The 20,466-nt window shown below is 42.2% G+C and carries 16 protein-coding genes; 7 read left to right on the top strand and 9 right to left on the bottom strand.

Going from position 1 to position 20,466, the window contains the following annotated elements; translation table 11 throughout:
- Positions 1 to 1,257, bottom strand: a 1,257-nt coding sequence (locus ACEW80_RS30975) for a DUF362 domain-containing protein (protein ID WP_373530281.1), incomplete at its 3' end; no start/stop codon positions are given.
- Between the two features lie 927 nt (positions 1,258 to 2,184).
- On the opposite strand from ACEW80_RS30975, the gene fdxB reads away from it, so the two are divergent.
- Entirely contained in the window at positions 2,185 to 2,478 is a 294-nt protein-coding gene (fdxB, locus tag ACEW80_RS30970) for a ferredoxin III, nif-specific (protein WP_069068483.1), read from the top strand.
- Between the two features lie 530 nt (positions 2,479 to 3,008).
- On the top strand, positions 3,009 to 3,998 hold the full coding sequence (locus ACEW80_RS30965; RefSeq protein ID WP_373530280.1) for a cytochrome c oxidase subunit II: 990 nt from the start codon (positions 3,009 to 3,011) through the stop codon (positions 3,996 to 3,998).
- Positions 3,999 to 4,088: 90 nt separating this feature from the next.
- Here ACEW80_RS30965 and ACEW80_RS30960 read toward each other — a convergent pair whose 3' ends face one another.
- Positions 4,089 to 5,000, bottom strand: a complete 912-nt coding sequence (locus ACEW80_RS30960; RefSeq protein WP_373530282.1) for a metal ABC transporter substrate-binding protein — start codon at positions 4,998 to 5,000, stop codon at positions 4,089 to 4,091.
- Positions 5,001 to 5,411: 411 nt separating this feature from the next.
- Here ACEW80_RS30960 and ACEW80_RS30955 point away from each other — a divergent pair, with 411 nt between their 5' ends.
- Positions 5,412 to 7,034 carry an iron uptake porin gene (locus ACEW80_RS30955; RefSeq protein ID WP_373530279.1) on the top strand — a complete coding sequence of 541 codons (1,623 nt, stop codon included), beginning with the start codon at positions 5,412 to 5,414 and terminating at the stop codon, positions 7,032 to 7,034.
- Positions 7,035 to 7,180: 146 nt separating this feature from the next.
- Here ACEW80_RS30955 and ACEW80_RS30950 read toward each other — a convergent pair whose 3' ends face one another.
- From ACEW80_RS30950 to prfC, 7 genes are all read right to left on the bottom strand, one after another.
- Positions 7,181 to 7,876 (bottom strand): PEP-CTERM sorting domain-containing protein, encoded by a 696-nt coding sequence (locus tag ACEW80_RS30950; RefSeq protein ID WP_373530278.1) that lies wholly within the window; start codon positions 7,874 to 7,876, stop codon positions 7,181 to 7,183.
- Positions 7,877 to 8,539: 663 nt separating this feature from the next.
- Positions 8,540 to 10,258, bottom strand: coding sequence for an NFACT family protein (locus ACEW80_RS30945; protein WP_373530277.1), 1,719 nt, complete (start codon positions 10,256 to 10,258; stop codon positions 8,540 to 8,542).
- Between the two features lie 66 nt (positions 10,259 to 10,324).
- Positions 10,325 to 10,885: a hypothetical protein gene (locus ACEW80_RS30940; RefSeq protein ID WP_373530276.1), complete on the bottom strand. Its 561-nt coding sequence runs from the start codon at positions 10,883 to 10,885 to the stop codon at positions 10,325 to 10,327.
- 5 nt (positions 10,886 to 10,890) lie between these two features.
- Positions 10,891 to 11,796: an ATP-binding protein gene (locus ACEW80_RS30935; protein ID WP_373530275.1), complete on the bottom strand. Its 906-nt coding sequence runs from the start codon at positions 11,794 to 11,796 to the stop codon at positions 10,891 to 10,893.
- Positions 11,797 to 12,187: 391 nt separating this feature from the next.
- Positions 12,188 to 12,715, bottom strand: coding sequence for an RNA recognition motif domain-containing protein (locus ACEW80_RS30930; protein WP_373530274.1), 528 nt, complete (start codon positions 12,713 to 12,715; stop codon positions 12,188 to 12,190).
- 588 nt (positions 12,716 to 13,303) lie between these two features.
- Complete coding sequence (locus ACEW80_RS30925) at positions 13,304 to 15,577, bottom strand: M48 family metalloprotease (RefSeq protein ID WP_373530273.1); 2,274 nt, start codon at positions 15,575 to 15,577, stop codon at positions 13,304 to 13,306.
- Between the two features lie 169 nt (positions 15,578 to 15,746).
- The gene (gene prfC / locus ACEW80_RS30920) at positions 15,747 to 17,375 is read right to left on the bottom strand and encodes a peptide chain release factor 3 (RefSeq protein WP_373530272.1); all 1,629 of its coding nucleotides are present in this window, start codon (positions 17,373 to 17,375) and stop codon (positions 15,747 to 15,749) included.
- A gap of 124 nt (positions 17,376 to 17,499) precedes the next feature.
- Here prfC and ACEW80_RS30915 point away from each other — a divergent pair, with 124 nt between their 5' ends.
- The 4 genes from ACEW80_RS30915 (at position 17,500) to ACEW80_RS30900 (ending at position 20,180) form a co-directional block, all read left to right on the top strand.
- Positions 17,500 to 17,859 (top strand): DUF4870 domain-containing protein, encoded by a 360-nt coding sequence (locus tag ACEW80_RS30915; protein ID WP_373530271.1) that lies wholly within the window; start codon positions 17,500 to 17,502, stop codon positions 17,857 to 17,859.
- 479 nt (positions 17,860 to 18,338) lie between these two features.
- Positions 18,339 to 19,319: a porphobilinogen synthase gene (hemB, locus tag ACEW80_RS30910; protein ID WP_373530270.1), complete on the top strand. Its 981-nt coding sequence runs from the start codon at positions 18,339 to 18,341 to the stop codon at positions 19,317 to 19,319.
- A gap of 172 nt (positions 19,320 to 19,491) precedes the next feature.
- Complete coding sequence (locus tag ACEW80_RS30905) at positions 19,492 to 19,746, top strand: hypothetical protein (protein ID WP_373530269.1); 255 nt, start codon at positions 19,492 to 19,494, stop codon at positions 19,744 to 19,746.
- Positions 19,743 to 20,180 carry a type II toxin-antitoxin system VapC family toxin gene (locus ACEW80_RS30900; RefSeq protein ID WP_373530268.1) on the top strand — a complete coding sequence of 146 codons (438 nt, stop codon included), beginning with the start codon at positions 19,743 to 19,745 and terminating at the stop codon, positions 20,178 to 20,180. Before ACEW80_RS30905 ends, ACEW80_RS30900 begins: the two co-directional genes overlap by 4 nt.
- The last annotated feature ends 286 nt before the right edge of the window (positions 20,181 to 20,466 follow it).

Here is a 20,466-nt window from a genome sequence, read left to right as displayed (position 1 = left end):
AGTTTCAGCACCACCGTCATTAGTCCAAAATTCTAATGCTTCATCTGGATCTTCGGGAAGATCAATTAACTTCGCCCACAAAGGTTGAATTTCTGGTGGGTAAGTAACTGGATCGAAAAGTGGTTTCATTCCATAGTGATTGAGAATTTCCAAATCACTTTCAAAAGTTCGCAGCAGACGTTTACGTTCTTCTCGTTGTCTGGATGCAAGGGCGACTTTTTCTTCACCGTAGGCAATACGTAGCAAGGTAGGAATGGTGATGCGTTGTTCTTTGCCCATTTTGGTTTTAAACAGCAACCACAGCATTAGTCGGACTGCGCCTTCATGTTGCTGCCAAATGCTCATAACTGTGGTTAACAGCGTCTTAGGGAGACTGCCGTATTGATAGAAGGCGGTTCGCTCTTTACACGCTTGTTTATTTAAGAAATATTGTGCCCATAAACCTGCTTTTACTTTAAAAGTTAGCCCAATTAGATATTTGCATCCGAGATTGTCTTCTTGAAAGTGGTGTTGAATGTCTACTAAGTGCCATAAGCGGCTGTTTGTAACTGAGAATCCGTTGATTCGGCCTTGTTGGGGCCAGTCAATGGAGATAATCAGGGAACAAGCTTGCTGGACAAGATTTTTCATCAAAGCTAGTTTGGCAGCTTTGCTTAAATCTTTGCGTTTCTCCATCCCCAAATATTTCTCAATTTGTCGCTCATCGATCGCAAATTCTTGCTCCCAAGGTTGCTCTAAAGCTGTAGCGTAAGCTGCAAAAATCAGATGTATGCAAGTGGCTCTGATGTCAAGCCCTTCAATTGCGGCTATATCTGTGGCTTTGTCGTTAACTTTGAAGGGATCTTGGATGTGAAAAGCGATCGCACCTCGGCCTTGATTGACTTGTCGCCCATAACTGATGTAGCCTTCCTCATCGGTTTCCCAATGTAGTGATGTGCGTTGCGCTAATACATTACAAGCTTCCCAAATTGCGATCGCTGAAGCAAATGGATTATTCTTACCATTAGAAAACAAGTCTAAACTGGTAGCATCTCTCGGTTCCACTTTGCATCTCCCCTTTTTTGCCTGCCAAGGAATGGGAGACTTAGTTGGACAAGCTATTACACATTGTGGTTCTGGATAATAGCCCTCACAATTATTACAAAGACCAGGATCAACCCAGTATTCATTGTCCTCTATTCTGATTGCACCCGTAGGACATTGGGGGCGGCAGTTGTCACATCCAACGCAACTGTTGTTAGGAATTGTATAAGGCATAAGGCTCTTTTCCCACTCTAATCGTTGAGATGTCTGTCTCAGTTCTCCCCTGGATGAGTCCTGTTTATTCATGACTCGCCACCACATTATCTTTCTGGCGAGAATAATTTTTTCTCACCAAATTCACTTACCACATCCATATTTTGACTTTGCATCCAATTGGAAGCTATTTAAGGCTTTTAAACCGAGCCTGATAAAACTTCTTTATTAACTATACATTTCATGAAAAAAATGATTAATTTGTTCGTGTCGAGCTTAGAAAAAAACCTTAACATTTATTTAATTACGTATTTAATGAACATTTTAGATTTGGTCATAGAGTGTTTTTAGGACATATTTAAGCCTGTGACGATTTGATTTCATCTGATTTATTAATAATTTTAATATTTAATGCATGATCATATTCTGCCATCAAATTTACAGTTCCTTCATAAATCAATTTGATTTCTTCACATGAAAGAAAAATGTCATCATTTATCTAAATAATTGAATCCAAAGCGAATTGAAAATTGTTGCTTTATAAAATACATATTGCATATATCAAACTGTAACTTATGAACATATTATTTTGTATTCATGTATACAGTTTATCTATATCTATCTGCCTCAACCTAAATATATTTGAAAAATAATATCATCATTTTTATCTGGAAAACCTCTTTTATATAAGGAGAGATTTTTTGAATTATCCCCATTATCTACTAGGGTTAAGGGCTGAGAAGTTAGGTTGATAACCAAATATGTATAATAATTATTGGCAATAAGTTTCATTTATTATTTGAAATAAAAAAATGTGCAATTGTGTTCATAGTCATCGAATTTTGATGAGATAAAAGTAAGTTTTGAATACAAAAAAATAAAAGATTAGGATAATATGATGATTAATGCACACACAGATTAACAGGCAAAATTGCCGAGGAATTATTCATGGCACAACTAACAGGTTTGACATTTGGCGGTAAGGCTTGGACACCAAAATTCGCTCAAGAAATTGACAAGGATAAATGTATCGGCTGTGGCAGATGTGTTAAAGTATGCGGCTACAATGTGCTAGGTTTGAAGGCGCTCAATGAAGAAGGCGAATTTGTGGAAGATGAAGATGATGAAGAAATTGAACGGAAAGTAATGGCAGTTACTTCTCCAGAGAATTGTATTGGTTGTGAAGCTTGTTCACGCATTTGCCCCAAGAATTGCTACACCCATGTTGTATTAAACAATTAAGGTTTTTGAAGTTAGTCAAAATTGTTGTTCATTCAAGGAGGCACTGTTTGTATAAAGCGCCAATGCGCTAGGCAAGGTAACTTGAGGGGAATACTAAATATTTACTGTAACTCATAAAAAGTTCACAGTAAACAAAGCCGTAAATCGCAAAATGTTAGCTATTAACAAATTTAAACTTGCTGCTAATATAGCCTAGTCAATATTAGGACTAATAGTGCCCCTTGGAACAACAAGCTTTTCCGAAAGCAGGGGGCTAACTTTGTCATAGGAGTTGAAATATAATTTGTAATTTTCTGGGGGAAAGATATGGAAAAAATCTGGAAGTTTCCCCCTTTTTTTATGGCTGCACGTTAGAAAGTTAATAAGTGAAAAGGAAATGGGGAATAGGGAATGGGGAAAGAACAAGGGAATAGGGTACAGGTTACAGGGAATAGATGAATTCCTATTACCTGTAACTTGTAACCTCTCCCCTAAAACCTAATACCAGAAAATCACACCTTTAAAGACTGTTTACAGAGCAGGTAGCATGTATGCAACAAGTTCCTGTTTCACTATGGACTCTGGTTGCTGGGATAGTAGTTACAGCAATCAGTATTTGGATTGGTCAAAACCACACTCTCATGCCGGTACAGGCATCGTTACAAGCGCCTTTGGTAGACGGTTTTTTCAACGTCATGCTTACCATTGCGATCGCACTCTTCTTGGTGGTAGAAGGAACTATTCTGATTTTTTTGGTGAAGTTTCGTCGCCGTCGCGGTGATGATACTGATGGTTTGCCAATAGAAGGTAACGTTCCCTTAGAAATCTTCTGGACAGCAATTCCAACAGTGATTGTCCTCTGTTTGGGCATTTACAGCGTAGATGTTTTTAACCAAATGGGCGGCTTTGAACCTGCCGGTCATCCTCATTCAGCAGCTCATGTTGCTCATAAGTCGGGAACAGCTATTGCAGCTACATTAAGCGATGCTTCTGAAGCAACAACTGCTCCAACAATTGCCCCAACAATTGGGATTGGCGCATCTCCTCAAACCCTGGGGAAACCAGCCGACTTAGTTGTTGATGTCAAAGGCATACAGTATGCCTGGATATTTAACTATCCTGATAGTGGCATTACTTCTGGGGAATTGCATATACCCGTCGGTGCTGATGTCCAACTCAACCTTTCAGCACAAGATGTAATTCATTCATTCTGGGTTCCAAACTTCCGCTTGAAGCAAGATGCACTTCCTGGTATCCCTACAGAACTACGATTTGTTGCCACCAAACCAGGTACATATCCCGTAGTTTGTGCTGAGTTGTGCGGTGGTTATCACGGTTCCATGCGGACACAGGTAATTGTCCACACACCGGAAGCTTATGATAGCTGGCGGACAGAAAATCAGATTGCTCAACAGCAAAACCTAAATCAAGTTGTTGCAATTAATCCAGCCGACTTATCAACATCAGAGTTTCTCGCGCCCCACACCCATGATATGGGAATCAGTGCAGCAACTCTAGAGTCAATGGTCATTGGTCATTAGTCATTGGTCATTGGTCATTGGTCATTGGTCATTGGTCATTAGTCATTAGTTATTGGTCATTTGCAAAGGACAACTAAACAAATGACAAACCTATTTACACGCCGTTTCCAGAGTTTGTAAGTTAGCTTTCATTGCCTTAAAATAATGCTGTGGATCAGTTTCGCCAGTTTCCAGAGAATCCAGAGTACGCAAAGTTAACTTCAAGTCTTTGGAGAGGCTGGTCAGCAGTTTATTATCTACTCCTGGCTCGCTAAATAAAGCTTTAACTTTATACTTTTTCACGGCGTTGACTGCATTTTGTACATCCGTTGGTGAAAGTTGATCTTCGGGAATTTCCACCACAGCAACTTGCTTGAGTTTATAACGTTTGGCTAAATATGGAAACGCATCATGAAAGGTAATAAAGGTGCAACTAGGAGTTTTCTGCAAAGTCTGCTGAAATTCGCTGTTTAAACTTTCTAATTGTTTGATATAAGCCGCAGCATTTGCTTCGTAACTAGCTTTATTCGCCGGATCAGCAGCAATTAATCCATCCCGAATATTTGTTACTTGCTGTTTTGCCAAAACTGGATCTAACCAAACGTGAGGATTACCTTGGGTAGTTTCGTGGTCTTTTTCCTCTTGCACCGTTTTTACAACAGGTGAAATTTCATTTAAGGGTTTAATACCTTTACTGGCATCAATTTCAGTTAATTTGGGATTTTGGGCATTTTTGACAGTATTTTCGAGAAATTCCTCCAAACCTAAACCATTTTTTACTAACACATTCGCAGTTGCGATCGCTTTGACATTTTCGGGTGTCGCCTGGTATTCATGTACCTCCGTACCAGGTGGCACTAGAATTTCTACATCTGCTACATTAAGAGCCACAGCCTTAGTAAACAAATATATCGGCAAAAATGTCGTCACTACTTTAGTTTTTCCCGACTGCGCCAGTGGGGTAGATGCAGTTTCCTGTGCTTGTAGCAACTTGGGATTCGATTGGCTACAGCCAGTAGCCATTGATAATATCAGCAGAGCAATTATGGGCAAGATGCCGCTTCTTTGTCTGCCTGTTCTCAGTTTTCTGCAATTCACAATCACCATATTTTCTCCTCAAAACGGATATTTGCTGTACCTCTGTCACAATTTTTATTTGACAATGAGACTTATTGTACATTCTATACTAGAATAATTATCATTCTCATTCAAATCACACAATATTATTCTGAGTTTCCTGTGTAATGAGTAACAACAAAATTTTCAGATCGTACAGCCCTCTGCAATTTAGTTTTCCCTGAGTAATTAGGATTTGTTGACTTGGTTTGTTAAAAAGTTTGCTTCCTTCTGATAAAGTTAATGATAAAAATTCTTATAAAATACACGTTAAAAACGTGGTTTGGGTGTGAATTGGAGATCAGTATGAGGAGAAAAATGCAAAAATTCTGTAAATATCTGCTAGTTAATCCAGCAGTCTGCGGTGCAATGCTATTTGTTAATAGTGTTGCATTTGCAGGTGAAACATCCGGTAAGTCTGAAATCAATCAACCGCAAGTTGTAGCTAGTCCAGATGCAACAACTCAGAATACTAGTCAAGTTCAGATAACAGGGCAAGTTACCTCTGTGTCTCAGTTGTCAGACATCCAAACTACAGACTGGGCGTTCCAAGCCTTGCAATCGCTGGTAGAACGCTATGGTTGTATTGCAGGATACCCAAATAGCACTTATCGCGGCAATCGGGCACTGACGCGATATGAGTTTGCGGCTGGTTTGAATGCTTGTCTGGATCGGGTTAATGAACTAATTGCTACTGCCACAGCTGATTTGGTGAGCAAACAAGATTTAGCCACACTACAAAAGCTGCAAGAAAACTTTTCAGCCGAATTGGCTACACTTCGAGGTCGTGTGGATGCAGTAGAAGCTAAAACTGCTGAATTGGAAGCGAATCAGTTTTCAACTACAACCAAACTGCAAGGGGAAGTTGTCGCGGTCGTCAGCGATCTTTTGTCAGGAAATACAGTCAACGGTGCGGAAATTACAGACGAGAATACAACTTTAGGGGTACGGGCGCGGATAGAATTTGTGACCAGTTTCACAGGACAAGATACCTTGTTCACTAGAATCCAGGCTAATAATATTCTCAGCCCTGATATTGGTACACCAGAGGGCAATTTATCTTTTGCTGGCGAGGATGGCAATACTAATGCTGCTATAGATGCACTGTTCTATAGCTTTCCCTTGGGTGAAAAAACACAGGTTATCGCTATTGCCAATGCAGGTGCAGCAGACGACCTTACCAGTACTGTCAATATCTTTGATGGTGATGGAGCGTTTGGTGCTTTATCCACCTTTGGTACACGCAATCCAATTTATAACCAGATAGGTGGTGCAGGGTTAGGAGTAACGCACGAGTTCAGTGATAAATTGGCGCTAAGTCTAGGGTATTTGAGTGGTACACCTAATGACCCTACTCCCAATAATGGTTTGTTTAATGGTTCTTACGGTGCACTGGCACAGTTGACAATTCAACCAAGCGATCGCATTTCTATCGGTTTAACTTACATTAATTCCTACAACCAACCACTACTCACAGGTAGCAATGCCGCAACCTTCCAGAATATAGCAGATATTCAGGGTTTACCAGAAGAGCAAGTAGCATTTTCCAGTAATTCTTACGGTGTCCAAGCATCCATCGGCATCACCGATAATATAGTTTTGGGTGGTTGGGCTGGATACACCAACAGTCAAAGCTTGAGAGGAAACGGTGGAGACGTTGACATTTGGAACTATGCCGTTACCCTCGGCTTCCCCGACCTCGGTAAAAAAGGGAGTTTGGCTGGTATTATTGCCGGCATGGAACCTAGATTGACAAGTTCTAACATTGCCGGATTGGATAGAGATGCGGATACATCCTATCATCTTGAAGCGTTTTACCAATATCAGCTGAGTGACAATATTACCATTACCCCAGGAGTCATCTGGTTAACATCCCCAGATCATAATGATGATAACGATGACGTTGTTATTGGCGCACTGAGAACCACATTCAGTTTCTAATTTTCAAAGTTTTACTTGAAGATGTAAAGAATAAATTTACGTCTTCTCTTTTTTGGATGATATCAAAATTAAAACCCAGCATTTATGCTGGGCTTGATATCTCAAAATGATGTTTATAATCTTTTAGAGTATTTGAAAAGATGATTTTAAGCTATCTTTGATTTCCGCTTGATAAATGACCCGGCACTCACAGCACCAAAGGCTAGTAAACCCAACATAGAAGTAGGTTCAGGGACACTAGCTAATTTGTAGCTATGGTTATCACTTTCAAATGCAATACCAGTTGAACTTAGAACTACCTTGTTAAAAGTCTGTCCCGGATCTGCGAGGAAATTAACGAAAACATTGTCCTGAGGACTAGCCTGATTACCGCTAGCAGTAGTATCAGGAACTTGAGCGCCAGTAAAGGTATTCAACAGAGTATTGCCGTCAAAAAATGCGATCGAATTATATGTGTCAACTGAACCCCAGTGCAAGCCGAAGTAATCAAGTGCTTGAGCAAAATTAATCGTCACAGAACCAGTGCTGCCTTGAACGTTGGAGCCTACGGGAGAAATAGTTAAATATTTGCTTGTGTCACCAGCCGGTGTAGCATATTGACTATCTACAGTCCCTTGAACTACCGCAGGAGTACCAACAGGAGAAGAGTATATAGCAAATCCAGTGGTCGGTGCGCCACTTTCAAAAGTAATTGCAAAAGCTCCAGGAACAGTAGAGAATATACCATTTACAGTAGGAGTTGTGCTTCCTTTGGTCAGGGTAATAGCGCTAGCTGGGTTAGCACCCATGAAAACAACTACTGTTCCAACCAAGGCTAATGATAGTTTTTGCAGAGTAGACATTGACTTATTTCCTAAACCATTTGATACCCATAGGTTGGCACGTAACGCTGGTGTTTGTGTAGTCTAAAAGAAATATTTTACACAAACAATGTATTAGGCAAATGAATTTGAAGATGGGAAAAAGCTATTAAATAGGACTTACGCATTGACCGAATAACAAAATAGTGAATTCATAAATAAGGGTCGTCTACTTTACAGGTATCGGACAATTAGAGAAATTACTAAACCATCGACAGGACAATGCAATCTAGACCTCTACACCTTATTTCTGCTGTCAGAGCCAAAGTTTGGGGGGTGCAGTAGGTTAGCAGAGATATTGGGAGACGAGATGGGGTAAATCACACATAAGCCAAGAAAAGTTTGCTAGTCATGACAAAAAGACCAGCCTCCCACAGCTGGTCTAAAAAATGTTTTTTTTGCGTTGTCTTCTCAAGAGAGTCAAAACCCAATTGCGCTTTCCCAAAATGCAACGGGCAACTTTTCTTAACAATATTGTAACAGCCAACACAGATTTTTCAGGAATTTTCCTCAAAAAAGGATAGATAGAAGCTTAAAAGCTTCTATCTATCAGGATAATTCAGCAGTTCGCAGGGTATAGATGGGGGAGCAGGGACAAGGAGGACAAATACCCAATGCTCTTAATTACGAATTACGAATTACGAATTATTTTAATTGTGGTTTTCCCCAGAGTATGGTTTCCTGCTTGTAAATGGCAATTCCTGGTTTTGCTCCTTTGGGTTTGTAGACGTGTTTTAGCTGAGTGTAAACTACTGGTACTTGGTCACTCTGACGGGCGCGACTATAGTAGGCGGCAAGATTAGCTACAAATTGCAAATCAGCTTCTTCTGCAACAGCACCCGGTTCTAGACGTAGTAGCGCATGGCTTCCTGGAATTTCTTGAGCGTGGAACCAGAGGTCATAATCCCCTGCGACACGAAAAGTCAATTGGTCATTTTGGCGATTGTTGCGACCGATTAATACTTCAAAGCCGCTGGGAGTACGGTAACGATGAAAGTTGGTGCTGGGGGCTTCATTGGCGCTGCGGCTACGGTATTCTGGATCTTCTAGATACTTTTGCCCAATTAGCTCTTCGCGGATTTCTTCTAAAGTTCGCAAATCTTCTGGTGTTTGGTAGTTGTCTATCTGAGCGATCGCAGCTTCTACTTGTTCTAAATACTCAATTTCCGTCTGCACTGACAAAAGTAGCGGTTCGACAGCAGCACGAGCGCGTTTGAGCTTTTGATGTTGTTTGTAAAGACTTTGAGCATTTTGGACAGCATTTTTATCTGGCTGGAGAGCGATCGCTATTGGCAAACTTGTATCAAAATCAGCAAGGATAATTTCTTTCATCCCCGGTTGCCAGTTTTGCAGGTAAGCCATCAATAAATCAGCTTTTTGCCGATAATCATCGGCTTGATCTGATTGTTGCAAGCGCGTCTTAAAGGTTTGAGCCTTATTCCCTAATTTCGCCAGAATATTATGCAATTTCTGACTCAATTGATGGCGCAATTGCAAAAATAACTGTTCGTTAATCTGGTCACTGTAGTAGCGGTTGAGCAACTCCTGGATATCTTTGACGTTTTCAACTGCACCCCAACCCATTACGGTGTAACCATCTTTTGTCCAAGCGGGTTCAAATTTACGATGATTCAAGGCTTGCAGCCATTCTTGCCAGCGCTCAAACAGCCTTTGCCAGTCATCGGGGTTGAGGCGATCGGTGGATGTTTCTGGTGCGATATTTGCTTTTAGCAGCATTAACTCCAATAGTGCGGCACTCAAACCACTGTAACTTTTTAATAATTGCCGCTTGATTGCTCCTGGCACTAAACTTATCCGTTCTTGCCAACGTTCTTGGGATTCGCTCAAACTGGGGACAGGCCCAGTTAGTTTCGGTGGTGTTTCATAGGGTTGTCCGGTTTGGATGGGACGGACACTAGATTGTTGCTGACTGACTTGATGGGCGGCAGTGATAATTATATTATTGGCATCGGTGAGGATAACATTGCTATATTTGCCCATAATTTCTGCATACAGATGATACAGGGCGCTTTCTCCGGGACGCTGGGCAAATTGCAAATCAATAACCCGCTCCCAAGGTGCGATCGCTTCAATTGACACCAATGCCAAACCACCCAATTGGTGTATCAGTTGTTGGCTGAAGGTAAAGGTATCTGGCGATCGCGGTGGCGGATCGCCGATGCAAATATGTGCAGCTTGGGGATGCCAGGAAATCTGTAACCAATCCCGCTGTTTCAAGGTGCGTAATGCTATAGCAATAGTGTAGCGATCGCGCTGATAAACCTGTTCTGTGCGCGAGGGCAGCCAGTTGGCGCGGATTTCGCTACAAGTAGCTGTAAGGGTAGTAAAGTCAACTGGTTGCATAGCCATTCGCCCTCAAAGGTCGATGCTCAGTATAGTTGCTAATAACATAGAAAAATATCCAGATTATTAGTTTGGAAGTTTAACCTTCACCGGGGAAACTACAATCCCCTCTATCCCTTGGGCGAAAGCTTCAGGGATTGCTTTTCTTAGGATATTCAATGAGCCGTTGATATCTGCATTAATCAACAAACCAACTGACGATTTATAAACACCTCGTTTAATTCTTCTGCCACTGAAGGTATGTTTGACACTAACTCCTTGTTGCATCGAATCGATCAGCTTGGGTAAATCCTCTTGCAAATATTCTAAGTCTATCTCTTCCACAAATGCCTGTAGTGTGGCACTCGGATCGGAAAGTTCTTTTTGGTAGAGTGAAATCAGTTGAAAAAGGTCTTTAATATAATTCTGAGCGGGTTTGAGATTGCCAGCAATAAAGTTAAGCGGGTTATTAATCTCATGCGCGACACCCGCCACTAAATTGCCCAAAGCAGACATCTTTTCGCTCTGGACTAACTGAAGGTGAGACTGTTGCAGTTGTGTGAGTGCTGTTTCTAAATCAGCCGTTTTCTCAGCTACACGCTGTTCTAGATTTTTAGTTAACTGCCGTAGCTGCAAATGAGTTTTCACCCGTGCTAGCACCTCCTGTTATTGAAAGGGTTTGGTGATGTAATCCACAGCACCCAGGGAGTTGATGGACTAGAGTCATTTGATATTATTTCATATTCCCACTCTAATTCCAAATGAGTAGCTAAGAGGTTAAATAGTTCACTAACTTCCACAGGCTTTGCTAAGAAATCATTTCCCCCTACATCTAAACTCATTTGTTGATCGGCTTGTGATACCGATGCCGAAGAGACAATGATCTTCTGGTGTTGTAAATCATTTGCACTGCGAACCTGTTTGAGCAGTTCAAAGCCGTTCATAACTGGCATCGCCAAGTCTGTAATTACTAAGTCAGGTTGAGACTGTCGGATTTTTTCCAATCCTTCAAGTCCATTTTCGGCCTCAGTCAGTTGGAATCCTAACGGCTCTAACAAGTTGAAGAGAACGCCTCGATTTTCCCAACGATCATCTACCACAAGAATGCTACGTCGTTGTCCTTCATAACCAATAATTTGTTTTCCAGTCGTGATCGAGTTTTGCTGTACCCAATCTGTGGCGATCGCTAGTTCCACTTCAAAAAAGAAGTCACTGCCGACTTCGGGTTGGCTCTTAACTTGGATTAGTCCGTTCATGAGTTGGACAATTCTTTGGCTGATTGCCAGTCCTAAACCCGTACCTTCGACTTGGCGCTGGCGATCGCCCACTTGTTCAAAAGCCTGGAAGATTTTATCCAACTCGTCAGGCACAATTCCTACGCCCGTATCTTCAACTTGAAATTTAAAAGAGCGAGTGGATGGATTAGCATGATTCTCAATTACCGCAACCTTGAGCGTAACAGAACCTTTGTCGGTGAATTTAATCGCATTTCCCAGCAAGTTGAGTAAGACCTGACGCAGCCGTTTTTCATCAGCAAAAATCCCTGACGATTTCTTCAATGCGATCGCATTCTAGTTTCAGGCGGTTCCCAGTTGGCATCTAGCACGCTCACCTGAATTGTTTAGGAACTTTGAATAATTTTTATTTTAATTTAATACGTCTAATATTTTTACATCTTTTACTAGAAGCATACTTCTAGATTAAGTATTTATATTTAATTCTTGTCTCAATAGTGACTAAATCTAGACACTAAATTCAGAACGCAAGCCAATCGCTACATTTCATCCAAAAGTTGCGGCTTGGCGCGATGTCTAGGTTGGGCTGCACCTACGCACTTACAAAATTAGCTGCAAGTATATGTTAACTAAGCAGCTAGATAATAATTGACAATTAAAAATTAAAAATCAAAAAATTCCTGATTTTTAATTTTTAATTTCTTTTCATTAGGGATTAATTTGTAGTTTGTGCAGCTAACATCTGCTTCAGCTTTTCTAATTCCGAAGCCCAACGGGGATCTGGACGAATAGCGTCTGAATCTGTGGTTGTCGTGCTGCTTTCACGAGAACCGCCACCGCTACTACCGCCACGACGAGGCTTCTTAGAGCTTTTCTCACGGCGGCTACCTTCTCTACTACCTTCTCTACCTTCTTTGGTAGGGCTAGGAATGGGGCTACTATTAGCAAGAGTAACTGGTTTAGGAGCTTGCTCATCGCCCTCCTCGCCTTTTGTCCGAGGTAATGCTTTCTCTAGCTTGATGGGAGTATCTTTGAACATCTGACCATTATATTTTTCAATTATTTCGTCAGCTTGTTCGTCATTGTTGACTGTAAGAAAACCGAAACCACGGCATTTGCCAGTTTTGCGGTCTTTAATTAATTTAGTTGTTACAGCATCACCTTCTGCTGCAAAAACTGCTTGCAGATCTTGACGATCTATTTCATCTTTAGGCAAATTACCTATATATAGGCGAATGGACATGAACTATACCTCCAGAGTTGAATGAACATGGCATGGCGAGAAAACAATCGCTTGGCTTTGGCTTTTAAATAGATGCTATTGACCGGGACTGCCATCAATAAATTTTTTGTTCCAAACTGTCAACCTATACAATACAGTTTTTCGTCGGGATCAAGCTTGTTTAATCTAAAGGCTCACACTATGGTGAGCTAATAACACCTTAATTCTAAGAATCGTAAATTTAATAGCCTACTGTCTGCCAAAGTACACGCTTTCTTCGATGCCCTTTTTCGCAGAAAAAAATACCACTCCTTACATTACCACGGTATTTTCTACGTAGCTAGTTTAGCGCCTAAATTTCCGACGTTAGTATTACTGCATCGTAACATAAAAGACATTACTTTTATCCAAGGGGGGATATTTTGAAACAAAAACGGCCACTTGCTGGTTAATTAGCTGCTGTGTTGGAAGGATAAAAAGCATCCAAACTCATAACAAAGCGATGATGCTGAGTTATATAAGTTGCTATTGTTTGTGTGAATAAATGTAACATTTGGAAACAAAACCTGCAACTTTTCTTTACATTCCGATTTGCCCAATGCCTAGTGACTAACCAGTGAGAAAAACGTATGCACCCCAAGCCTGTGCTGCAACTGCCAAAAAAATAGACCAAATAGGATGAGGGCTATGAATGGTTTTACCACTTTGAGTTTCCAGGGTTTGGATGTCGATCCAAGGTGTTGCTCCTCGCCGGAACCAACCTGTGACGATAATTTGCCGACCGATCAGATCCTGGTGATTAACTGGCTGTCCCAGCCAAGTGATGTGGTGTAATTTTACTAAACCTGCGCTGGATTGGAGGATTAAATCTTGCGCTAAGGAGTTGCTAGTGCCTTGACGACCTAATAATTTGCCTACAAGACGCACGCTGATACTGTCAATTGGTAAGGCAGAAGGGTCAGATAATAGGTTGGGTAAGCAGTCGTCAGTTTGCACAGTGTCAGGTTTAATATCGGGGAAGAAAAAATTAATCCGCATCACTGTACCGATGCTAAAGCCAATCAGAAGGCAGCCGGTAACGAAAGACCAATCTTCATATATCCACTTTAGATTTAAAAACTTGAGTGCGAATGCTATTTGCCACGTCAGCCAGACTAAAGCTGCAAATAAAATCCCTAAAGGAATTCCCAACCAGGGAGCGATTTGTAGTAAGAAAGACTGACGCTTAACTTTTGATGGAACGCTAGCAAAATGTAGTTCGGTGTCTAAATGCCAGTGACGCGCTATTTGGCAGAGGCGATCGCAGCGAACACCGATTAGGGGATGGCTATTATTAATCATAAACCATCGGCGATAGGGATTGACAGTATCCCATTTCAAAAAGGATTCAAAAGATAAATTACTGGCAATAGTGCCTAAAGAGAGGCTCTGTTGGTGGCTGACTGGTATCAGAAGATTTAAGCTTTCTAGTTGCCAACTGGTATGTTCTTGTTTTTCGATATCAGCTGCAATGCCAATGGCAATTTTGAGTAAGGCGCGAATCAGCGCATTGGGATTACCAGTAATTTCAGCGGCGACGCGATCGCTATAATAAAGCCGCAACTGCGACAGCCACAATGCAGTTCCAGTCAGCAAACACCAAACTGCATAAATTAGGCTAGCTAGAATTGTCAACGGCAATCGCCAAATTTTCCCTGATATTTTGTCTCCCCACTTCGACACTTGCTGATATAGCTTATGAGTTGGTAGTGTCACTAGCAGCAACAAAGACATCACAGCAAAATCCCAGTGAGCAATATGCCCTAGCTGCGTGGCGTAGATAATGGCGATTTCATCATCTGCTAGTTGCTCTAATAATCCTTGACTCACAACAATCCTGGCATTACGTGGTAAACTACCATAGGTCAGGATAATTGGTGCAGCCATTGGCAAAATCCGCAGTTTGGGTAACGGCCAGTGTTGTTGTTGGCAGCAACGTTGTAATACCCGAACCGCTTCGCGGCTATGGGCATTCAATACATCTTTGGAAAATTCTCGCTGACCATAGAAGTTCGCTAGTAGCAGATCCAGCAACCAAGGTGATACTCCAATCAAAATCACCAATACTATTAACAACAATTTAGTAGGGTCGCGGTATAAAAGCTGCAAGGGTTCCAGATATGGTAGTTTGACCAAAGTCTGATTGATAAATCCTAGTGCTAACTCGAGCATTTCCCGCATTACCCAAAACAGAGCAATGAATGTTCCAACCGCCAGCAGCCGCAAGGGTATTAATTTCGGCTTACGCAGGGGTTGCCATGCTTTGGCGCGTTTTGCTTGTCGCCAATAGATAACGCCGAATAGTTTGGCTTGGGTGCGGGTAACGGAACCCATAAAGCCGTTTAGAGGCGCAGCAGTTGGAGGTGGTGGTAGTGGTGTCGCTACTGTAGCTTTGAGCCTAACTAGTGGCACCATTGGCGGGGTGTCATCGCTTTTGGTTTCTATTACTTGATCATTTGGCTTTTCCTCTAATGTAGGAGTTTCCGGGGGAATAACTGGGGGAGAATCTGGGGTTGAATTATCAAAGGCAACAAATCCAGTTTCGACATTTTTTGGTTCTTGATCAGGCTTTTTACGTTTTGTCAGGTGTTCAAGAGCGCGTTTTGCCCACTCTTGAACTTGTGGATTGTTACTCTCAATGAGATTCTGGGAAATAGCGATCGCTTTGGGAACTTCGCCACTGCGAGCATAAGCCATCACTAAACCGACTTGGGCTTGTAAGCTAACAGTCGCATTGCTTTGGCTGCTAGCAATCGGTTCTAGTTGAGCGATCGCTGTTTGGTAATTTCCTTGTTTGAGGGCAACTAAACCAGCCTCCAAAGACGATTTGGCGTGTGAAGGCATACAAATTCTGGCACTCCAATCTCTTCTAAGTGATCCACATTTGGAACTCAACCGCGCCCAAGTTTTGCTTGTCAAGTGAATGATCAAGATTGAATTCAGGAGTCAGTCGTCAGAATTCAGTTGAGTCTTCTGTAGAAATAATTCTGAGTTCTGAATTCTGTATTCTTCTTCATTCCTCCACTGGTTGTTGACTAGAAAATACTGGTGCGATCGCGCTTAATTTGAACTCTGGATGGTCGCCCAATAACTGTTGACAATTCCATTCATTGCGGAATAGCAACACTGGGCGTCCCATGCTGTCTTTAACTGTAGTGGTATTGAATATTCGTCCCACCTTTTCTAATGCTTCCCAACCACCCTCAACCCAACGGGCGACAGTGTAGGGTAATAACTCTAGTAAGGTTTCTACACCATACTCATTTTGTAAGCGAAACTGCACCACTTCAAATTGCAACTGACCCACCGCCGCCAAAATTGGATCGCGCTTGGCTTCATCAGTTGAATACATAATTTGCACAGCACCTTCTTCGCGCAATTCCGCAACGCCTTTTTGGAATTGTTTAGACTTCGAGGGGTTGGGATTCCTGAGCGTCGCAAACAGTTCCGGCGAAAAATACGGAATCCCCTCATATTCGAGCTTCTGCCCCGTGTAAATGGTATCCCCGATTGCAAAAACACCGGGATTATTCAAACCGATCACATCACCAGGATAAGCCACATCAATAGATTCCCGCTCTTGGGCAAAGAGTTTTTGCGGGCGAGACAAACGGATGGGTTTACCGATGCGAGCGTGATTCACCATCATATCTTTTTCAAACTTACCAGTGCAGACCCGGATAAATGCGACGCGATCGCGGTGTTTCGGGTCCATGTTCGCTTGCAGTTTGAAAACAAACCCCGAAAACTCCGGGTATGTAGGGAGAAGTTCGCCAACACTACTGCTGTGAGAACCGGGTTTCAGGGCATAGTCGAGGAAGTACTTGAGGAATAACTCTACACCAAAGTTAGTCATGGCGCTACCAAAGAACACAGGCGTCATTTTGCCTTGGTGGATCAACTCTAAATCTAGCTCTGGCCCAACTCCATCTAACAGTTCTAAATCATTTTTAAGTTGGTAGTAGAGTTCTTGATCTAGCTGCTCTTCTATTTTCGGATCACCTAATTCCACTATGGTATCACGGGCTTCTCGGCTGCCGTGGGCGCTGCGTTCAAATAAATGAATTTGTTGTTTGTGTCGGTCAAAAACACCTTTAAAGCGATCGCCCATCCCAATCGGCCAGTTGACTGCATAGGTTTGCAATTTCAATTCTTGCTCAATTTCATCCAATAGTTCTAAAGGTTCTCTTCCTGGGCGATCAAGCTTGTTGATAAATGTAAAGATCGGGATACCCCGCAACTTACACACTTCAAACAATTTACGGGTTTGGGGTTCCAAACCTTTTGCCGCATCAATCAGCATCACTGCATTATCGGCGGCGGCAAGGGTGCGATACGTATCTTCACTGAAGTCTTGGTGTCCGGGAGTATCTAATAAATTTATTTGACAGTTCCGGTATTCAAATTGCAACACTGTGGAGGTAATGGAAATACCCCGTTGTTGCTCCATAGCCATCCAGTCAGAGGTAGCTTTGCGTTGTGCCCGTCGCGCCTTAACCGCCCCAGCCTCGTGAATGGCGCCTCCGTACAATAGTAGCTTTTCTGTCAGTGTAGTTTTACCCGCATCAGGGTGAGATATAATTGCAAAGTTGCGGCGAAGTTCAACCGCTTGAATAAGTTCAGACTCAAGTTCAGTAGACATAAGTGTATTTGTTTGTTAGCTAACTTAATTTTTTTTGACTCTGGCAAGTCTTTTAATCTTAAGACAACGATGCTCGTGATAGGGTCGTAATATAACTAATAATCTAACTAAATAGGAGAAAGGAATGTACGAAACAGACAAGCGAAAGCTTCTATCCGCCTTATCGCATGGAGCCATTTTTCTCAGCACAACTTTTGTATCTGTAGGTATACCTATTGCCATACTGTTCGTATCTGATGATCCTGTTGTTAAAGAAAACGCCAAAGAATCGATCAATTTCCACTTTAATGTCTGGCTTTATGGAGGGATTCTCGGAGCGCTGTTTTTTCTATTCGGTTGGTTAGTATTACCTCTATTATTGCTTGGCCCACTAGCAGGCATCGGGTATTTGTTGCACTGGGGATTAACAATTTGGGCACTCATCGGAGTTTTCAGCAATCCTGATATACCCTTCCGTTATCCTTACATTTTCCGAGTTTTTTAGCACAAATTTATCAAGATTGGGCATGGGGCATTGGTCAGTTATTTTTTATTAAGCTGTTGTGCCTTTAGTTTGCACACAACCAATCGCCAGGATTTTGCCAACAGAGGATCTTACAATTTTGTTAGCGCAGCGTAAAGCCAACAGCATGGCTTCTCTACGAGAGTCCGCGTACTCTTACAGAGAAGCAAGCTACGCTTTTAGCGTCTCGTAGAGAACGTCATTTGGAATTGCTTATCCCCATGCTCTATTACCTACTTACTTCAATTAATTTGGGGGATTTGTAATATTGTTTTTTTTCAGTTCGTCAGATAGATGTCAACCAAGCTGTACAATACAAAATTGCCCTACACCTTGATTAAGAGTAGGACAAAGGACAGTTAAGCACTGTTTGTAGTCTGTGTGACGGCAGGAAAGTTTTAACCTGCTTTTGTGACGCTTTATTTTGTGTCCATTTGCGTTGTTTTTCTTCATAAAATTTTATGTTTCCTATACATCGCCCCCGTCGTCTGCGTACCCATCCTCAACTGCGTCGGATGGTTCGTGAAACTGTTTTGACAACAAGCGATTTAATTTACCCATTATTTGCCGTACCAGGTGAGGGAATCGCTAATGAGGTGAAATCGATGCCCGGAGTCTACCAACTTTCGGTAGATAAAATTGTCGAAGAGGCCAAAGAAGTTTATGACTTAGGAATTCCTGCGATTATTCTATTTGGTATTCCGGCTGATAAAGATGTGGATGCCACTGGCGCTTGGCATGATTGCGGTATTGTCCAAAAAGCAGCGACGGCGGTAAAAGCAGCAGTGCCAGATTTGATTGTAATTGCTGATACTTGTTTGTGTGAGTACACCAGTCATGGTCATTGTGGTTATCTGCAAGTTGGTGATTTGACAGGACGGGTTTTAAATGACCCAACTCTGGAATTGTTGAAAAAAACAGCAGTTTCCCAAGCAAATGCCGGTGCTGATATCATCGCGCCTTCGGGGATGATGGATGGCTTTGTGCAGGCAATTCGTGTGGGTTTGGATGAGGCAGGATTCCAAGATACGCCGATTATGTCTTATGCTGCTAAATATGCTTCGGGTTATTATGGCCCATTTCGGGATGCAGCAGACTCGACACCGCAGTTTGGGGACAGAAGAACTTACCAAATGGACCCAGGTAATGCCCGCGAAGCCATCAAAGAAGTTGAATTGGATATCGCTGAAGGTGCTGATATGCTCATGGTTAAGCCAGCCTTGGCATACATGGATATTATCTGGCGGGTGAAGGAAGCGAGTAATTTACCAGTTGCGGCTTACAATGTTTCTGGTGAGTATGCGATGGTGAAAGCTGCGGCTCTCAATGGGTGGATTGATGAAGAGCGGGTGGTTATGGAGACTTTAACTGGGTTTAAACGCGCTGGCGCAGATTTGATTTTGACTTATCATGCCAAAGATGCGGCGCGATGGTTAAAGTAATGTATGCTATTGAGTAAGTATTTAAAAAATCTCACGCACAGGAGCAGAGTTGTGTTTTGGTGTTTGGGCGTGAGATTTTTTGTATTTTGGCTTGGCTGGTGCGAAATTCAAAAAAAAATTAACTAATCCGCGTTATACTTGTCGTACGTATATTGCAAGTACGATAAAAGTTATGCTCAGTGTCAGGCTGGACGAAGAAACAGAACGGCAGCTAGCTGATATCTTGGCTTACGAGCAAACGGACAAGAGTGAGTTGATTCGACGGTTGATTGGTGAACGCTGGTTGACCTTGCAAGCAGGTAAAACTTTGATTGAGAGGCGGGGTGGACACCCTGAACATCTCCTGCAAGATGCACCAACGGATTTATCGGAACGCTCAAACCGTAAGAAAGCGATCGCTCAATATCTCAACAAGCGCCACCCATGACCTATTATCCGCTTATACTCGCGGATAGCGGCTTTTTGTTTGCGTACTACAGCGCTAGAGATCAGCATCATCAACAGGTGCGTCGCTTCTTTGAGAACTGTACTTCTAGGCTAGTGACTACGCCCATTTGTATTGCAGAAGTGGTGTGGTTGCTCAACTTTAATTGGCGTACACAAAATGAGTTTCTTTTAGACGTTGCTAAACACCTCTACGAGTGTGAGCAATTATTGTCGCAAGATTTTTCGCGCATTGCTGAGTTGAATACTCAGTACAGATATTTACCAGGGGATTTTGCAGATTTATCCTTAATTGTCATTTCGGAACGCTTGGATATTGCTGCGATGCCTGCGGCGGGCTACGCCTACGCAACTTTGGACAGTGATTTTAATATTTATCGGCGTTATCGGAAAAAGCCATTTGAGCGGGTGTTTTAGGGATGCGATGTCTACGATGGGCTACGCCTACGCAAGTTCAATATAAGGCTAAAAAGGCTTTTTCGGTTTAAGTAACTTCAAATAGAACGCGAGATAATCCTGACTGACGAATGATAGATCGCAAAGTACCGATGCGTAATTCTTCGTAATTAGGGCTTGCTGAATAAGTCTCCAGAGCGAATCTAGAAGCCACACAGCTTACAAAATAGTAGTTTCGTCGCTTAGTTTCCCAATTTGCCCGGCGCTCGCCGACGAAAGTGCAAGGTTTTTGAACCTCTGGATGCTA

The sequence above is a fragment of the Nostoc sp. genome, from assembly GCF_041747015.1.
GTDB lineage: Bacteria > Cyanobacteriota > Cyanobacteriia > Cyanobacteriales > Nostocaceae > Nostoc.
Note: the sequence above shows the minus strand (reverse complement) of the source record. Positions and strands in the feature narration are given on the sequence as shown.